We start from the raw sequence: 15,705 nt of genomic DNA, 5'->3' as shown, positions 1-15,705 counted from the left end.
CTTTTCGCAAGCCGCGCTTGTTCCACCTTGAGCCTGCATTCCGCAAAAGTGATCGCCCGATGCATCAGACGACCCGCCCGAGACTGCGCGATATCGGCTTGCCGCCCGGCCATTTCGAGACCGGCCCGCTCAATGCCATCACCGATGTCGAAGGCGTGACGATCGGCCATTCGACCGTCATCGAAGGCGACACGATCCGCACCGGCGCAACCGCGATCCTGCCGCATGGCGGCAATCTTTTTCAGGACAAGGTGCCTGCGGGTTTTGCGGTCTATAACGGCTTTGGCAAATTTGCCGGCTCGACCCAGATCGAGGAACTGGGCGAACTCGAAACCCCTGTTATCCTTACCAATACGCTCGCAACCGGCCGGGCAATCGAGACGATCAACCGCCACACACTGGCGCAGCCGGGTAACGAAAAAGTGGTGTCGATCAATGCGGTCGTCGGAGAGACCAACGATTCCCGCCTCAACGACATCCGCGCCGGTCGCCCGACCATCGAGGAAATCTCCACCGCGCTGAAAAACGCTGCCACAGGCCCGGTGGCCGAGGGCGGCGTTGGAGCCGGAACCGGCACGGTGGCTTTCGGCATGAAGGGCGGCATCGGAACCGCATCCCGCATCGTCACCGTCGCGGGGGAGGCCTATACGCTCGGCGTTCTCGTGCAGTCCAATTATGGCGGCCATCTTCTCGTCTGCGGCAAACCCTATGTGAGCCCGGAGCACAAGGACAAGGACGGCTCGATTGTCATCATCATCGCAACCGATGCGCCGCTGTCGTCGCGCAATTTGAAGCGCTTGGCCGCTAGGAGCTTCGGCGGCCTCTCGCGCACCGGTGCGGCACTGAGCAATGGTTCCGGCGATTACGCGCTGGCATTTTCGACCAACGAGCGGCTTCGCAAAACACCCGCACGCCGTAAGGCAGTTACAGACTATCCTGAGCTCTCCAACGATGCGATCTCGCCGCTCTTCGAAGCCGCAATAGAGGCAACCGAGGAGGCGATCCTCAATTCGCTCTGCGCGGCAACAACAACATCAGGCTTCAACGCTGGAACCGGCAAGGCCGCAACGGTTGAGGCCATTTGCATCGATACCCTTAAAACCCTTCTTTCAGCCTGACTTTTCCAGACGGAGTTTTCATGACTAGCCAACCCGGTCGCATCGTTTACCTCAACGGCGAATTCCTGCCCGAGGCGGAAGCCCGCCTTTCCATCTTCGACCGCGGCTTCCTGTTCGGCGACGGCATTTATGAAGTCACCTCCGTTCTCGAAGGCAAGCTGATCGACAGCGACCTGCACATGGCGCGGCTGGAACGCAGCGCCCGCGAAATCGACGTACCGCTGCCGGTCACAACAAAGGAAATCGTCGAGGCCGAACGTCGCCTGATTGCCGACAACAACCTTGTCGAAGGCATGATCTACCTGCAACTGACGCGCGGCGCGGAAGACCGCAACTTCCTGTTTTCCGCCGATTTGAAGCCGACGCTGGTGATGTTCACGCAGGCCAAAAAACTCGTCGGCACCGCCGTGGAAGAGACCGGTATTGCGGTCAAATCCGTTCCCGACCAGCGCTGGGCGCGCCGTGATATCAAGACCGTCTGCCTGCTGCCGCAGGTCATGGCAAAACGCATCGCCAAGGCTGAAGGCTGCGATGAGGCGTGGATGATCGAGGATGGTTTCGTCACCGAAGGCGCATCCTCCACCGCCTATATCATCACCGGCGACAGGAAGATCATCACCCGCGGCAACAGCAACAAGACCCTGCCCGGCTGCACCCGCCTTGCCGCCCTGCAACTGGCCAAGGAGGCCGGTTTCACGCTGGAAGAACGGCCTTTCACGCTGGAAGAAGCGATGAACGCAGACGAAGCCTGCCTGACCAGCGCCTCCAACTTCGTGGTTTCGGTGACGAAGATCGACGGCAAGCCGGTGGGTGATGGCAAACCAGGCGCGATGGTGAAACGCCTGCGCGCGCTCTATCTCGAAAACGCCCACCGCACCGCGATCTGACCAGGATCAATCTTCGAGAACCGCCCATATGCGCTCGACAACGGGACGGCGGTTCTCCTTGGAACGATAAAGCCGGATATCCACGGCAATATCGAAACAGTGATCGGCGGCACGCACCAGCGCGCCGCTATCCAGCTCGTGCCGCATCAGGCTTTCCGGCACCCAGGCAACACCCCATCCCGCCATCGCCATGGCTTTCAGCCCCACCGACATGCTGCCCTCATGCACCCGCTCGAATTTCGGCAGGCGCGCACTCAGGAGATCGCGCAACAGCGGCCCGAAGAACGATGCTTTTTCGTAATCCAGATAGGCAAAGGGTTTTTTCGCGCTTTCCGTCAGGCTGTGCAGCGGTGCGCCGTCCTCTGCGGGGGCGGAAACGGGAATGATGTTTTCCGCGCCAAGCACGCGGAATTCGAAGGTCTGCGCATCGAGCAGCATCGGCACTTCGGGGTGGGCGTAGGTCAGAAGGAAATCGCTCTGCCCGTCCACCAGCGAATTGAGGTTCTCCTCCATGCTGCCGGAATCAGGCCGCAGAACCGAAAACAGCGGTCCCGCCTTCTCGTTCACCTGTTTCAGCCAGTCCGGGAAGAAGGTGAAAGACAGCGTGTGCAGCGCCGTCAGCCGCACTGTTCTGGCATCCTCGCCGTCTTCCTGCAACAGGGTGCGACGGGCGTGGTAAAGCTGCTTCAGGGTTTCCTGCGCCACCGGAACGAACTTCACCCCGGCCTCGGTCAGCCGTGAGGGATAGGAAGCGCGATCGACCAGCGTCGCGCCCACCCAGGCTTCCAGCTGCTTGATCCTTCGGCTGAAAGCGGATTGCGTCACATGCCGCTCTTCCGCCGCCTTCGAAAAATTGAGCGTTCCGGCCAGCGCCAGGAAATCCTCGAGCCATTTGACTTCCAAGGGCCTGTTCTCCCACAAAGATGTTGAACCGGCCTTTAGCTGGAACAAGGGTCTTTATTAGGAGCAATAGCAGCTGATTGAAACCCTCTTAAAGGCTTCTTGAATATTCGATCATTCGCGCCCGGCTCGCCACAAGCTCTATCCGGCTGTCGCTCAATTGATTTAGGCAGATGCGCTTCGTCCACGGCCCGTCCGAGAGCGTGAAGAGGAAGCGACCATTGCCGAGCGCCGTCAAAGGCATGGAGCGGCGCGTGGGACCGATGCCCATGGTCAGCGACGAACCGGAAATCGTAAATTCCGCCCCTTCGGTAGAGCGCCAAGTTCCGGAAAGCTCATCGGGCACCGCATGGTCGCCAACCGGCAGGAACCGACGAGCGGCGTGACCTGCCTCGCCGACGATCGCGTCGCCCTCGAGCCTCAGAAGCATCGGAGAGGATGCGGAGCGCGATGACACCCAGCCATCGGCATCTTCATAAAGCGTGTCGTCGCCATCGATGAAGGTCGAGGTACTGCCCTTGATCTCCAGCCACCACGGTCCGCTTTCGGTGACATAGAGGCCTTCCGGCAGGCTGTCGGCGGGTTTGGGTAAAGGCAGACCGGTCAGGGCCGCCATGCTTTCCAGCGCAATCTTGAAGCCGTTGGTATCCTCGCGGTTCGATACCACGACGAAACCCGTGCCGTTTTCCGGATCGAGAAGGAAATACGTCTTGTAGCCGGGATGCGAACCGCCATGACCGACGAAACGTCTGTCGCCGAGATGTGACCAGCGCAGGCCGAGACCATATTCGCTCATCCGTCCATCGGCGAGCCGCCGCTCGGTGGAAAGCCCGTCCAGAACGCTGGCAAAGCTGCCCTCTCCCCGCATCAGCCCCTGCAGCCAGCGGGTCAGCGCTTCGGCACTGCCGGCAAGACTGCCGGAAGCAGAAATATGCAGGCCCGCCGCCGAAAGTTGCCAGTTGCTCTCAGCCTTCCAGTAACCCGGCACCAATCCGTCCACCGGATCGTTCCAGACGTCCGGCGCCTTCAGGAAAACACCGAACGGACCGGCAATTTGCGTCTGCACGAAATCGTCAAAACGGAAGCCATGGCGCTCCAGCGCCGCCTCGACCAGACGATAACCGGTATTCGAATAGGAAACCTCGCTGCCGGCCGGAAAGTTCAGCCGGGTCAGCCGCGACAGATAGTCTAGAAGCGGGCCGGCCTTCGTTTCGGTGTAGACGGAAAGACCAAGCAGCGAGAGGCATTCGCGCGTGTCCGGCAACCCGCCGCTCATATCCAGCGCCTGCCCGACAGTGACGTCGCGGAGTGGCGATTGCAGCTCCGGCAGATGCTTTCCGAGCGGATCGTCAAGCCCGATCAGATCGGAATGGGCAAGCACCATGGCACAGAAGGCATGTTTGGTGACGGAAGCGTAACGCACCACGCTTTTTGGCGTGAACGGCGCAAAGGTCGAAAGGCTTTCGACACCGCCGGAATGGGCAAAACGGATGCCATCTAGATCAAAACCGATCACCGCTCCGCCTGGCTCGTTGCCGGCCCATTGCGAGACGAAACTCTCGGCAAGCGTCGAAGCGGCGTTCCAGTCGAATTGCTGTGACATTGTTCGGTCTCGTGTCTTCGTGGGTCTTGTGGGAAGCCTCATACCGCTGCCGCGACCTTCTCCCCGGTGGGAAGAAGAAGCGAGCAGCAACCGCTCGATCTATGTGCGACGGGGGCTCAAGCCGGCTCTTCCAGCCGGATACTCAGGCTGCGCAACTCTTCTGTATGCGGGTGTTTTGTGCGGCCTTCGCGTAGATCGCCTGCATTCAGCTGCTCGACCATTTCACCATTCAGCATCACGCCCACCTGTGGGCACAGATGCGCGATAACAGCCAGATTGTGGCTGACGAGGATATAGGTGAGGTTGCGCGCCGCCCGCAGATCCTGCAACAGGTTCAGGATTTCCGCCTGCACTGAAACATCGAGCGCCGAAGTCGGCTCATCGAGCAGCAGAACCTGCGGATCGGCAATCAACGCACGCGCAATCGCCACGCGCTGACGCTGACCGCCGGAGAGCTGGTGCGGGTAACGGAAGCGCACTGCCTGCGGCAGGGCCACATCCGATAGCGCCTGCTGGATGCGTTTTTCGATATTGTCCATGCCGTGCACCAACGGCAATTCGCTGAGAATGCGGTCGATGGTCTGGCGCGGATGCAGCGAACCATAGGGGTCCTGAAACACCATCTGCACCTGCCGGAAGAATTCCGGCGTGCGCTTCAGCGGCGCATCCTTGCCGGCAAAGGCGATGCGGCCTTCCCAGCTTTCATTAAGGCCGGCCATGGCGCGCAGGATGGTGGACTTGCCCGAGCCGCTTTCGCCAACGATGCCGAAGCTGCCGCCCTTTTCGACCGAAAAGGACACGCCCTTCACCACTTCACGGTCGCCGAACTTGATACGGAGATTTTCGACGTCGATCATAGGCTGGACCACGCTGCATCACGGTTGAGAACGGGAAGACGCTCGCGCGGATGCGTCAGCGAGGGAATGCAGTTCAAGAGACCCTGCGTGTAAGGATGCTGGGCTTTCAGGAGTTCGGAAGCCTTCAGTTCCTCCATCACCCGGCCGGAATACATGACAGCCACGCGGTCGCAGAAATGCGAGACAAGCGGTAGGTCGTGGCTGATGAGGATGAGACCCATGCCGCGTTCCGATACCAGCTCCTCGATCAGCCGCAGGATTTCCGCCTGCACCGTGGCATCGAGAGCACTCGTCGGTTCGTCGGCGATCAGAAGCTCTGGATCAGGCGCCAGCATCATGGCGATCATGACACGCTGGCCCATGCCGCCGGAAACCTCGTGAGCATAGGACGAAGCGACCTGGCGCGGATTGCGGATCTTCACCTGATCGAGCAGAGCGATTGCCGCCTCCATGGCCGCACGCTTGCTGCCGCCCTTGTGGGCGCGCCAGGCTTCCGCGATCTGTGCACCCATGGTCTTGACCGGGTTCAGCGAATATTTCGGATCCTGAAGGATGAAACCTGCCCGTTTTCCCCGGATCTGGCGCATCTGCTTTTCACTGGCGGAAAGCACGTCGATACCGTCAAAGGAGAGCTTGTCGGCCCTGATATCGGCATTGGAGGGCAGAAGCTTCATCAGCGCGCGCGCCGTGAGGCTCTTGCCCGAACCGGATTCACCGACGATGCCGAGCTTTTCTGTCCCGAGCTTCATGGAAACACCGCGCACCGCCTCGAAGCGGCTGGTGCGGGTCTGGAACGCGATCTTCAGATTTTCGATTTCGACCAGCATGGCTCAATGTCCCTTCGGGTCGAGCACGTCGCGCAGACCATCGCCAAGGAAGTTGAAGGCGAGCGAGACGAGGAAGATGGCGATGCCCGGAATGGTGGCGACCCACCATTGTTCGAAGATGAAGCGCTTGGCCGTCGCAATCATCGCACCCCATTCCGGCGAAGGCGGCTGCGCGCCCATGCCGAGGAAGCCGAGGCTTGCGGCGGTGATGATGATCGAGCTCATGTCGAGCGTGATGCGCACGATGAGGCTCGGCACGCAGAGCGGCGCGATGTGACGGGCGATGATGCGCCAGGCGGAAGCGCCTGTCAGCCGGTAGGCCGCAACGAAATCGCTGCCGCGAACCGTCATTGTTTCGGCGCGAGCGAGACGCGCATAGGGCGGCCAGGCGGTGAGCGCGATGGCGAGAATGGCGCTTTCGACGCCAGGCTTCAGCGCCGCGACGAAGGCAAGCGCCAGGATGAGGCGCGGGAAGGCCAGGAACACATCGGTCACCCGCATCAACACCGTATCGACGATACCGCCGAAATAACCGGCAATGCAGCCGATGGCGAGACCGATCGGCGCAACGAGAACGACGACGGCGATGACCATGCCGAGCGTGACGCGACCGCCATAAAGAATGCGGGAAAGAATGTCGCGACCCAGCTCATCCGTGCCGAACCAGTGCTCGGCACTCGGGAAGGCAAGGCGGTTGCCGAGGTTCTGCGCGGCCGGATCGTAAGGCGCGATGAACGGCGCCAGCAGCGACAGCGCAATGAAGACGATGATGATCGTGAGACCGACCACCGCCAGCGGATTGGACTTGAGGTTCAGCCAGATGCGGTACCGGTTTCCCCAGGCAGCCTGCCTGCGGGAATGCGGCGTCTCATCCAGAGCCCAGTTTCTGAAAGTTGCTAACATCATCGAACGCGGGGATCCATTACTCGGTAAAGTACGTCTGCGAGCAGGTTGAGGCCGACATAGATCAGGCCGATCAACAGGGTCGCTCCGACGACAGGGTTCATGTCCGCGTTCATGAGCGAGACGGTGAGATATTGGCCAAGGCCCGGCCAGCTGAAGACGGTTTCCGTCACCACGGCACCTTCCAGAAGGCCGGCATAGGTGAGTGCGAGAACCGTGACGAGCTGTACGGCAACCGTCGGGAAGGCGTGCCCCCAGATAACGGTCATTGCCGAAAGCCCCTTGGCACGGGCGGTAATGACATATTCGCCCTTCAGCGCATCGATCATGAAGGCGCGTGTCATGCGGGTGATATAGGCCATGCTGAAATAGGCAAGGATGCAGACGGGCTGCACCATATGGGCGATGGCGTCGTAAAACGCGTCCCAGTCGCCGGCAAGCAGCGTATCGACCGTCATCAGGCCCGTGACCGGCGAGATCATGCCGTCATAGATGATGTCCTGCCTGCCCGGTCCGGGTGCGACGCCAAGCGTGGCGTAAAATACCAGCAGCGAAATCAGCGCCAGCATGAAGACAGGCACGGAATGGCCGGCAAGGCAGACGACGCGGATGATCTGGTCCGTCAACTTACCCTGCTTCACGGCGGCCCATACGCCGAGCGGAATGCCGATCAGCGCAGCGAGAATGAGTGCTGCCGTAGCAAGCTCGAAGGTGGCGGGGAAAACGCGCTTGATATCGATCCAAACCGGGTTGCGGGTCAGGATGGAATTGCCGAAATCACCGTGCAGCACCTGCGACACATAGTGGAAAAACTGAACGACCAGTGGCTGGTCCAAGCCCATTTCGGCCCGAACCCGCACAATGACGTCTTCAGGCGCGTTGTCGCCAACTGCCGCGATGACAGGATCGACAGGCATGACGCGCCCGATCAGGAAGGTGATGACCATCAACCCGAACAGCGTCAGAATGACGCTGCTCAGTGTCGACGATATGCTTTTAACGCGCTTGTTCAATGTTACGCTTTCTTAGCATCGTGGTAGGAATTGCCCTCGGAGAGAACGCCGAGTTCAAAGCCGGAAACGCCCTTGCGGAACGCGGCCGTCTTCGTCGTCTGGAACATGAAGACGAAGGGGCTGTTTTCCATGTGCTCGCGCTGCAGCGCTTCATAAAGCTCGATGCGCTTTGCCGGGTCCTTCTCGTCACGGGCGGCTTCTGCCTTCGCGGCAAAGTCGTCGTTCTTGAAGCGCGAACGCCACAGGAAGGGCTTGGACTTGGCGTCGTCGCCATTGTCCTTGTTGATGTTGAAGACATCGGCATTGGAATGCGGATCGAAGTAATCCGTGCCCCAGGCGGAAAGCGCCATCTGGTGTTCGCGGCCACGCATCTTGGTCAGAACCTGACGGTTCTCGGCAGATTGCAGACGCACCTTGATGCCGATATCGGCAAGATTTGCCTGGATAGCCTGCGCCAGATCCGGGTAAGGCTGGGCGGAATAGTGATCCATGGTGATTTCGAAACCGTCGGCAAGACCGGCTTCCGCCATCAGCGCCTTGGCCTTTTCGACATCGCGCTGGTACGGCGTGTCGTTAACGGCGCCGGGGAAACCTTCCGGCTCGAAGCTCTGGTGAACCTTGTGCGTCAGCGGCACGATGTTTTCCTGCATGCCCTTGTAGTCCAGCGCCCATTTGATGGCCTGCCAGACCTGTGGCTTGGCAAGGTTCTCATTGCCCTGATTGAGCGAGATCAGCACCAGCGAGGCGATACTCTTGCGCTGCAACTCGATGTTGGCGTCGTTCTGGACGGTACGCAGCTGTTCCGAGGTCAGGTCGCGGGCAATGTCGATATCGCCCTTCTGCAACATCAGAAGCTGGGAAGACGGATCGGTGACATGGCGCAGGATGACGCGCTTGATGTTACCCTTGTAGGGGCCATTCGGGTTGACGGTGAGCGCTACGCTCTCGCTCGGCTTCCAGGCCTGCAACATGAAATCGCCGGAACCGGCGCTGTTTTTCTGCAGCCAGCCATTGCCGAGGTCTTCGCCCGAGGCATTTGCCAGCACGGCCTTCTTTTCAACGATCGCGCCGATATTGGCGGAGAGGCAATAGAGCAGGAACGAGATTGCGGTCGGCTTTGCCGTCGTCAGCTTCACCGTCTTTTCGTCGGCGGCAACGATGGTCGTTTCGGCATTGTCAGGCGTGAAGCCGAACTGGCCGATGATGAAGGCCGGGCTCTTGTTCATCTTGATGGCACGCTGCAGAGAAAAGGCCACGTCTTCCGCGGTCACTTTCGCACCGCTCGAGAAGGTCGCATCGTCACCGATCACAAAGGTGAAAACCTTGCTTTCCGCATCGGCTTCCCAGGACTTCGCGATGACCGGATCGACCTTGGTGGAATCTTCACGGTTCGCCCGCACCAGCTTCTGGTACATGTTGGACATGATTTCACCGCCGACGGCTTCGAAACCCTCATGCGGATCAAGGCTCGTCATGTTGTCCAGCTGCTGCGCGACCACCAGAATATCCTTGGGCGTCGCAGCAAATGCCGGAATGTGCGCATAGGACAGGAACGGTACGGCAGCGCCGGCAATCAGCAGGTTGCGTCTTGAAATCATCGAAAATCCCCTTTCGGACCTTATTTTTCGGAAACGGTATGGGTTCGCCCCAATCCAGTCATTTTTTTTATGTTTTCCCGCGATTACCACGAGCAAACGAGGCGCGACCAATTCCAAATTTGGCAGAGCCTATGCACGGATTGCATTTGCTCCGACCTTGACCTTTCCTCTACCAATTCTCAAAAGTCTGACGACCGCGCGACCGCGCCCCGCCCGTATCCAAAGGTGAATGACCATGACCGATGAAAAAACCGTACCCGTCTTCGACGGCCACAACGACGTGCTTCTGCGGTTATGGCGATCGGGCAATACCTCTCCCGAAACGCTTCTCATCGAGGGTGATACGGTCGGCCACATCGACCTGCCGCGCGCCAGGAAGGGCGGGTTGGCCGGTGGCCTCTGCGCCATCTACGTCCCCTCGCCCAGCATGGAGAAGGACGCGAACGGCGACTTCACGACACCGGCTGAAGCGGACGCGCTGAAGGCGACGCTTGGCATGGCGGCCCTGCTGTTCCGCGCCGAGAAACAATCAGGCGGTGCGCTGAAAGTCTGCCGCACGGCCGCCGAGATCCGCAGCGCGATGGCAGAGGGCGCCTTTGCCTCCGTCTTCCATATCGAGGGCGCAGAAGCGATCGGCGCCGATCTGGATGCGCTGCATGTTCTCCACGAGGCTGGCCTTCGCACGCTCGGCCCGGTCTGGAGCCGCCCGAACATCTTCGCCTACGGCGTTCCCTTCCGCTTCCCGTCGACACCGGATATCGGCCCCGGCCTCACCGATGCCGGAAAACGGCTGGTAAAGACCTGCAACGAACTGAAGATCATGGTCGACCTGTCGCACATGAACGAGCAGGGTTTCTGGGACATCGCGAAGATTTCGGACGCACCACTGGTGGCGTCCCATTCCAACACCTATGCGCTGTGCAACCACAGCCGCAACCTGACGGACCGCCAGCTGGACGCTATCCGCGACACAGGCGGTCTTGCCGGCATCAATTTCGGCGTTCTGTTCCTGCGCCAGGACGGCGTGAAGAACCCGGCTACCGACCTTGGCGAACTGGTCCGCCATGTCGACTATATCGTCAACCGCATCGGCATCGATCACGTCGCACTCGGCTCGGATTTCGACGGCACCACCATTCCAGCAGCCATGAAGGATGCGGCCGATCTGCAATTGCTGGTCACAGCCCTGCGCAACGGCGGTTATGACGACGACGCACTCGCCAAGATCTGCCATGGCAACTGGGTACGCGTGCTGGAGAAAACGTGGGGCGCGTAACGCGCCCCGACTTTGGCATTCTCCCCGGACTTCCGTGCCGGAGACATGAAGCGGCAGGCCTCAGGCCTTTGCCGCTTTCTTTTTGCCCGTGGACCGAAACGCCAGCAGGCCTGCGACCAGACCAGCAATGGCCCATTTGATCGGCAGTACATCCGCCGTCTCGCTACGGATCGGCAAAACGGTCACTGTTCCCGGACGCGATTCATATCCGGCCTGCCCGCCGGCCTTCGCATCAGCGATCTGCTGCGGCGAGACAACCCATTCGGCGCCACGCATCTTGTCATAAGCCATGTAGCCGCCGCCCACCAAAAGGGCTGCGATCAGCGAAATTACTATTCTTGTAGGCATGTTCATTTTGCATTTCCTTCAATTGAAAGAAGCGTTTAATCACATCAAACATCGCCTCCAAGCAATCGGAACGTTTAATTCACGGAGTTTTTGATCTAAAATTTGAACATCGCTCTTTTTGGTTGCATTTTTCATTTTAACGGCGAAAATCTCGTTGGTTTGTCGCCAAACTTCACATCGACACGTCACGCATTTCTGCTAAGCAAATTTCCTCAACCGAAACGAATTAGCGACACAATCCTGTGGTTCGCCAACCAAGGGACTGGCGCTGGAAAAAGCAAATGGCAGACAAGAGCGAAATTATACAGACCGATATTACCGAATCCCCGGTTGAAAGCTTCTTTGCCAGAAACCGGCCCTATCTGACGGCCATCGCCATTACGCTCATCTTCGTGATGATGACGTTTGCGATTTACCGCCTCACATCCGAAGTGCGGTACGATGATGTGATCGCAGCCCTTCTGGACACTTCGCTTCCGGCCATTCTTCTTGCAATGGTCTTTACGGCGCTGAGCTTCCTGTCGCTGATTTTCTATGACGCCAACGCGATCGAATATGTCGGCAAAAAGGTGCGCTTCCCGTCCATGGCGGCCACCGCTTTTGCCGCTTACGCCATCGGCAACACTGCTGGATTTGGCCCCTTGAGCGGCGGCGCAATACGCTTTCGCGCCTATTCCAGGCTGGGACTTTCGCCGGGTGACATCGCCCGTGTCATCGCCTTCGTCACGCTGTCCTTCGGGCTGGGGCTTTTGTCTGTCAGCGCCCTTTCGACCTTCATCGTCGCACCACGCATCGCCGCCATCATCGGTCTCGACCCGACTGTTCTAAGGGGCGGAGCGCTCGCCGTCATTGCCGTTCTCGTTACCACCGCCTATATCGGCCGCAACGGCAAGGCGATCCGGCTCGGCAAATGGCGACTGCGCCTTCCCGACAGCCGCACCTCCTCGCGCCAGTTCCTCGTCTCCGCCTTTGATATCGCCGCCTCCGCCTCCGTGCTTTACGTGCTCCTGCCCGAGACGCATCTCGGCTGGCCGACATTCTTCGCGATCTATGCCACCGCCGTTGGCCTTGGCGTTCTCAGCCACGTTCCCGCCGGTCTCGGTGTGTTCGAAACGGTCATGGTAGCCGGGCTCGGCAACGCGATCAGCGTCGATCAGCTGCTCGGAAGCCTCGTTCTTTATCGCGTCATCTATCACGTCCTGCCGCTGGTTGTTGCCATTCTGGTGATGATCGTTTCCGAAATGAAGCAGTTCGCGGCCAAGCCGGTGGTCTCCGATATCAGCCAGCTTGCCGTGCGGCTGGCGCCACCGCTGCTCTCCACCTTCGCGATCATTCTCGGCACCATGCTGATCTTTTCGAGCGTGACGCCGACGCCCGGCAGCAATCTGGATTTCCTGTCGAATTTCGTGCCACTGCCGATCATCGAGGCGGCGCACTTTCTGACGAGCATTCTCGGCCTTGGCCTCGTTGTCGCCTCCCGCGGCCTCGGGCAGCGGCTGGATGGGGCGTGGTGGATTGCCCTTGTCGCCGCATCGCTGGCGCTCATCCTGTCGCTAGTGAAGGCGATCGCCGTTTTCGAGGCAATCTTCCTCGGCATCTTCATCGCGGCGCTCGCCCTCAATATGCGCAGCTTCAACCGTCATGCCTCGCTGGTCAAACAGGCGCTGGGACCAAGCTGGCTCGCCGCTATGGCCGTCATTATCGCCGGCGCGGCAACGATCCTTCTGTTCGTCTACCGCGACACCGATTACAGCCACACATTGTGGTGGGAATTCGAGTTCTCCGAGGAAGCACCGCGCGGTCTGCGCGCCCTTCTCGGCCTGGTGCTCGCTTCCTCGACCATTGCAATTTTCAGCCTGATGCGGCCGGTCACCTTCAAGCCGGACTCCATCCAGCCGGAAGACGTTGAACGTGCAACCGACATCGTCATGCAGCAGGATTCGGCCGATGCCAATCTGGTGCGCATGGGCGACAAGCATGTGATGTTCTCGGAAAGCGGCAGCGCCTTCATCATGTACGGCATTCAGGGCCGATCATGGATAGCCTTCGCCGACCCCGTCGGCAACGAGGAGGATTTTCCCGATCTGGTCTGGCAATTCGTGGAATCCGCCCGTTCGGCGGGTGCGCGCGCCGCCTTCTACCAGATTTCGCCCTTCCTCCTGTCCCATTGCGCCGATGCGGGCCTGCGTGCCTTCAAGCTTGGCGAACTGGCGCTGGTCGATCTTACCGCATTCGAATTGAAGGGCGGCAAGCTCGCGACTCTTCGCCAGTCACTGAGCCGCGGCGCCCGCGACGGGCTGACCTTCGAAGTTGTCGAGCAATCGCATGTTGCCGATATTCTGGATGATCTCAAGCAGGTCTCGGATGGCTGGCTCACCCACCACAATACAAGGGAAAAGCGATTTTCTCTCGGTGCGTTCGAGCCCAACTACATTCTCTCCCAGCCCGTCGCCGTGCTGCGCAAGGATGGCAAGATCACCGCCTTCGCCAATCTGATGGTGACGGACACCAAAAAGGAAGCCACCGTCGATCTCATGCGCTTTTCACCGGATGCACCGCGCGGCTCGATGGATTTCCTCTTCGTCAGCATCATGCAGCACCTGCGCGAGGCGGGATATGAAAGCTTCAATCTCGGCATGGCACCCATGTCCGGCATGTCGAAGCGCGATGCGGCACCGGTCTGGGACCGCATTGGCAGCACGCTTTTCGAACATGGCGAACGTTTCTACAACTTTAAGGGCCTTCGTGCGTTCAAGACGAAGTTCCACCCGAAATGGGAACCGCGTTACCTCGCCGTACAAAATGGCGCAGACGCCGCTCTGGCGCTGATGGACGCGACGGTTCTGATCAGTGGCGGTGTCAGAGGAGTGATCGGAAAATGAGAAAATACAGCATGCTGAAGGCAGCCCTTGCCGCTTCCGCCCTGTTCCTCTCCCCGTTGTTTGCTTCCAGCGCCGCCTTTTCGCAGGACAAGCCAGCCTATGACACCGGTATGATTCCCGCCGAGCACATCATGGTGCCGGATGGTGAAATTCTCGCCAGCGTCTTCCTGATTTCCGATGCGGACGGATGGACCAGCACCGACGAAGAACGCGCCAAAGCACTAGTGGAAAAGGGTGCCGCGGTGGTCGGCATCGATTTCAAGGAATATCTGAAGGCACTCGAGGCCGATGATGACGAGTGTATCTATATGATCTCGGACATCGAGTCGCTGTCGCAGCAGATCCAGCGCACCGCCGGGACGGCCAGCTATCGCCAGCCTATCCTCACCGGCATCGGCAAGGGCGGAACGCTGGCGCTCGCCATGATCGCGCAAAGCCCGGTCTCCACCGTTCAGGAAGCCATCGCGGTTGACCCCAAGGCTGGCCTGCCGCTTGAGAAGATACTCTGCACCCCCGCCACCAAGGACAAGGTGGACGGTGAAACGGTTTATGGCCTGACCGATGGCCCGCTGCCAGCTCCTGTCAGCGTTCTGTTCACGCCCGATGCGGATCAGAAGGGCCGCGACCACGTTAACGCCCTGGTGAAGCTTCATCCCGATATCGAAGTGACTGATGTGACAGGCAAGGCGGATGAGATTTTGTCTCAGACCCTGTCCGACAAGGTCGATGCGGCGGGCGATACCAGCAGCCCGCTAGGCCTGCCGATCACGGTTCTCGAAACAAGCCCGGCGATGGACACCATGGCGGTGATCTATTCCGGTGACGGCGGCTGGCGCGATCTGGACGAGGAAGTCGGCGGCGCGCTGCAAAAGCAGGGGATACCTGTGATCGGCGTCGATGCCCTGCGTTACTTCTGGAAAGAAAAACAACCGCAGGAAGTGGCCAATGACCTTGCACGCATCATCGACACCTACCGCAAGGAATGGAAGGTTCGGAACGTCGTGCTGATCGGCTATTCCTTTGGCGCCGATATCATTCCCGCCACCTATAATCTCCTGCCCGAACGCGCGAAATCGCATGTCGTGCAGCTGACGCTGCTTGGACTTTCGACCGAAGTCGATTTCGAGATTTCCGTCCAGGGCTGGCTCGGCGTTGCCGGCGAAGGCAAGGGCGGCAAGACCATCGATGACATCGTCAAGATCGATCCGAAGCTGGTGCAATGCGTCTATGGCACGGAGGAAGAGGATGAAGACCCCTGCCCCGGCCTGAAGGCAAAGGGCGTGGAGACGGTCGGCATCGAAGGTGGCCACCATTTCGATGAGGACTATGAGGGGCTTGCCAAGCGCATCGTGACCTCCCTGAAAACCCGGCTACCGAAATAGGCTGTCGCAACCTCTGCGGCTTCGGGAGAATTCCCGAAGCCCATACTTCCATCAGAATTCAATCACCCGAAGCGCCGCCGGCAGGATGCCGGCTCCCCGACTTGCCGATCT

The 15,705-nt window shown here is 59.8% G+C and carries 13 protein-coding genes; 5 read left to right on the top strand and 8 right to left on the bottom strand.

What is annotated here, in order from left to right:
• Positions 1 to 59: 59 nt before the first annotated feature.
• Together ACQZ63_RS14660 and ACQZ63_RS14655 are read left to right on the top strand one after the other, a co-directional pair.
• Entirely contained in the window at positions 60 to 1,118 is a 1,059-nt protein-coding gene (locus tag ACQZ63_RS14660) for a P1 family peptidase (RefSeq protein ID WP_113555679.1), read from the top strand.
• Between the two features lie 20 nt (positions 1,119 to 1,138).
• Positions 1,139 to 2,005 carry a D-amino-acid transaminase gene (locus ACQZ63_RS14655; RefSeq protein WP_111783464.1) on the top strand — a complete coding sequence of 289 codons (867 nt, stop codon included), beginning with the start codon at positions 1,139 to 1,141 and terminating at the stop codon, positions 2,003 to 2,005.
• A 6-nt stretch (positions 2,006 to 2,011) separates the two neighbouring features.
• Here the strand turns inward: ACQZ63_RS14655 and ACQZ63_RS14650 are convergent, their stop codons facing one another.
• The 7 genes from ACQZ63_RS14650 to ACQZ63_RS14620 form a co-directional block, all read right to left on the bottom strand.
• A complete protein-coding gene (locus ACQZ63_RS14650; protein WP_113555678.1) occupies positions 2,012 to 2,908 on the bottom strand; it encodes a LysR substrate-binding domain-containing protein in 897 nt (298 codons plus the stop codon).
• 88 nt (positions 2,909 to 2,996) lie between these two features.
• On the bottom strand, positions 2,997 to 4,508 hold the full coding sequence (locus tag ACQZ63_RS14645; protein ID WP_113555677.1) for a serine hydrolase domain-containing protein: 1,512 nt from the start codon (positions 4,506 to 4,508) through the stop codon (positions 2,997 to 2,999).
• A gap of 116 nt (positions 4,509 to 4,624) precedes the next feature.
• Positions 4,625 to 5,365 (bottom strand): ABC transporter ATP-binding protein, encoded by a 741-nt coding sequence (locus ACQZ63_RS14640; RefSeq protein WP_003514115.1) that lies wholly within the window; start codon positions 5,363 to 5,365, stop codon positions 4,625 to 4,627.
• The gene (locus tag ACQZ63_RS14635; protein ID WP_003503986.1) at positions 5,362 to 6,192 is read right to left on the bottom strand and encodes an ABC transporter ATP-binding protein; all 831 of its coding nucleotides are present in this window, start codon (positions 6,190 to 6,192) and stop codon (positions 5,362 to 5,364) included. The genes ACQZ63_RS14640 and ACQZ63_RS14635 overlap by 4 nt, the downstream gene beginning before the upstream one ends.
• 3 nt (positions 6,193 to 6,195) lie before the next feature.
• Positions 6,196 to 7,098 (bottom strand): nickel transporter permease, encoded by a 903-nt coding sequence (nikC, locus tag ACQZ63_RS14630; RefSeq protein ID WP_003514116.1) that lies wholly within the window; start codon positions 7,096 to 7,098, stop codon positions 6,196 to 6,198.
• Positions 7,095 to 8,108, bottom strand: a complete 1,014-nt coding sequence (locus tag ACQZ63_RS14625) for an ABC transporter permease (protein ID WP_003514118.1) — start codon at positions 8,106 to 8,108, stop codon at positions 7,095 to 7,097. Before ACQZ63_RS14625 ends, nikC begins: the two co-directional genes overlap by 4 nt.
• Before the next feature lie 2 nt (positions 8,109 to 8,110).
• Positions 8,111 to 9,706: an ABC transporter substrate-binding protein gene (locus tag ACQZ63_RS14620; RefSeq protein ID WP_003514121.1), complete on the bottom strand. Its 1,596-nt coding sequence runs from the start codon at positions 9,704 to 9,706 to the stop codon at positions 8,111 to 8,113.
• A gap of 235 nt (positions 9,707 to 9,941) precedes the next feature.
• Here ACQZ63_RS14620 and ACQZ63_RS14615 point away from each other — a divergent pair, with 235 nt between their 5' ends.
• Complete coding sequence (locus ACQZ63_RS14615; protein WP_113555685.1) at positions 9,942 to 10,982, top strand: dipeptidase; 1,041 nt, start codon at positions 9,942 to 9,944, stop codon at positions 10,980 to 10,982.
• A 60-nt stretch (positions 10,983 to 11,042) separates the two neighbouring features.
• On the opposite strand, the gene ACQZ63_RS14610 is transcribed toward ACQZ63_RS14615, so the two are convergent.
• On the bottom strand, positions 11,043 to 11,336 hold the full coding sequence (locus ACQZ63_RS14610; RefSeq protein WP_003514125.1) for a hypothetical protein: 294 nt from the start codon (positions 11,334 to 11,336) through the stop codon (positions 11,043 to 11,045).
• A gap of 275 nt (positions 11,337 to 11,611) precedes the next feature.
• Between ACQZ63_RS14610 and mprF the strand changes: the two genes are divergently transcribed.
• Positions 11,612 to 14,212, top strand: a complete 2,601-nt coding sequence (gene mprF / locus ACQZ63_RS14605) for a bifunctional lysylphosphatidylglycerol flippase/synthetase MprF (protein WP_065662125.1) — start codon at positions 11,612 to 11,614, stop codon at positions 14,210 to 14,212.
• Between the two features lie 11 nt (positions 14,213 to 14,223).
• Positions 14,224 to 15,594 carry a virulence factor gene (locus tag ACQZ63_RS14600; protein ID WP_041694493.1) on the top strand — a complete coding sequence of 457 codons (1,371 nt, stop codon included), beginning with the start codon at positions 14,224 to 14,226 and terminating at the stop codon, positions 15,592 to 15,594.
• Positions 15,595 to 15,705 lie beyond the last annotated feature (111 nt).

It is taken from the genome of Agrobacterium sp. CG160-95, from assembly GCF_053521725.1.
This window is presented reverse-complemented; position numbering and strand designations above follow the sequence as displayed.

Bases quoted from the DNA above. Each gene is read 5' to 3' on its own strand.
- ACQZ63_RS14660 (WP_113555679.1), top strand. From the start codon at position 60: ATGCATCAGACGACCCGCCCGAGACTGCGCGATATCGGCTTGCCGCCC.
- ACQZ63_RS14655 (WP_111783464.1), top strand. From the start codon at position 1,139: ATGACTAGCCAACCCGGTCGCATCGTTTACCTCAACGGCGAATTCCTG.
- ACQZ63_RS14645 (WP_113555677.1), bottom strand. From the start codon at position 4,508: ATGTCACAGCAATTCGACTGGAACGCCGCTTCGACGCTTGCCGAGAGT.
- ACQZ63_RS14640 (WP_003514115.1), bottom strand. From the start codon at position 5,365: ATGATCGACGTCGAAAATCTCCGTATCAAGTTCGGCGACCGTGAAGTG.
- ACQZ63_RS14635 (WP_003503986.1), bottom strand. From the start codon at position 6,192: ATGCTGGTCGAAATCGAAAATCTGAAGATCGCGTTCCAGACCCGCACC.
- nikC (WP_003514116.1), bottom strand. From the start codon at position 7,098: ATGATGTTAGCAACTTTCAGAAACTGGGCTCTGGATGAGACGCCGCAT.
- ACQZ63_RS14620 (WP_003514121.1), bottom strand. From the start codon at position 9,706: ATGATTTCAAGACGCAACCTGCTGATTGCCGGCGCTGCCGTACCGTTC.
- ACQZ63_RS14615 (WP_113555685.1), top strand. From the start codon at position 9,942: ATGACCGATGAAAAAACCGTACCCGTCTTCGACGGCCACAACGACGTG.
- ACQZ63_RS14610 (WP_003514125.1), bottom strand. From the start codon at position 11,336: ATGAACATGCCTACAAGAATAGTAATTTCGCTGATCGCAGCCCTTTTG.
- mprF (WP_065662125.1), top strand. From the start codon at position 11,612: ATGGCAGACAAGAGCGAAATTATACAGACCGATATTACCGAATCCCCG.
- ACQZ63_RS14600 (WP_041694493.1), top strand. From the start codon at position 14,224: ATGCTGAAGGCAGCCCTTGCCGCTTCCGCCCTGTTCCTCTCCCCGTTG.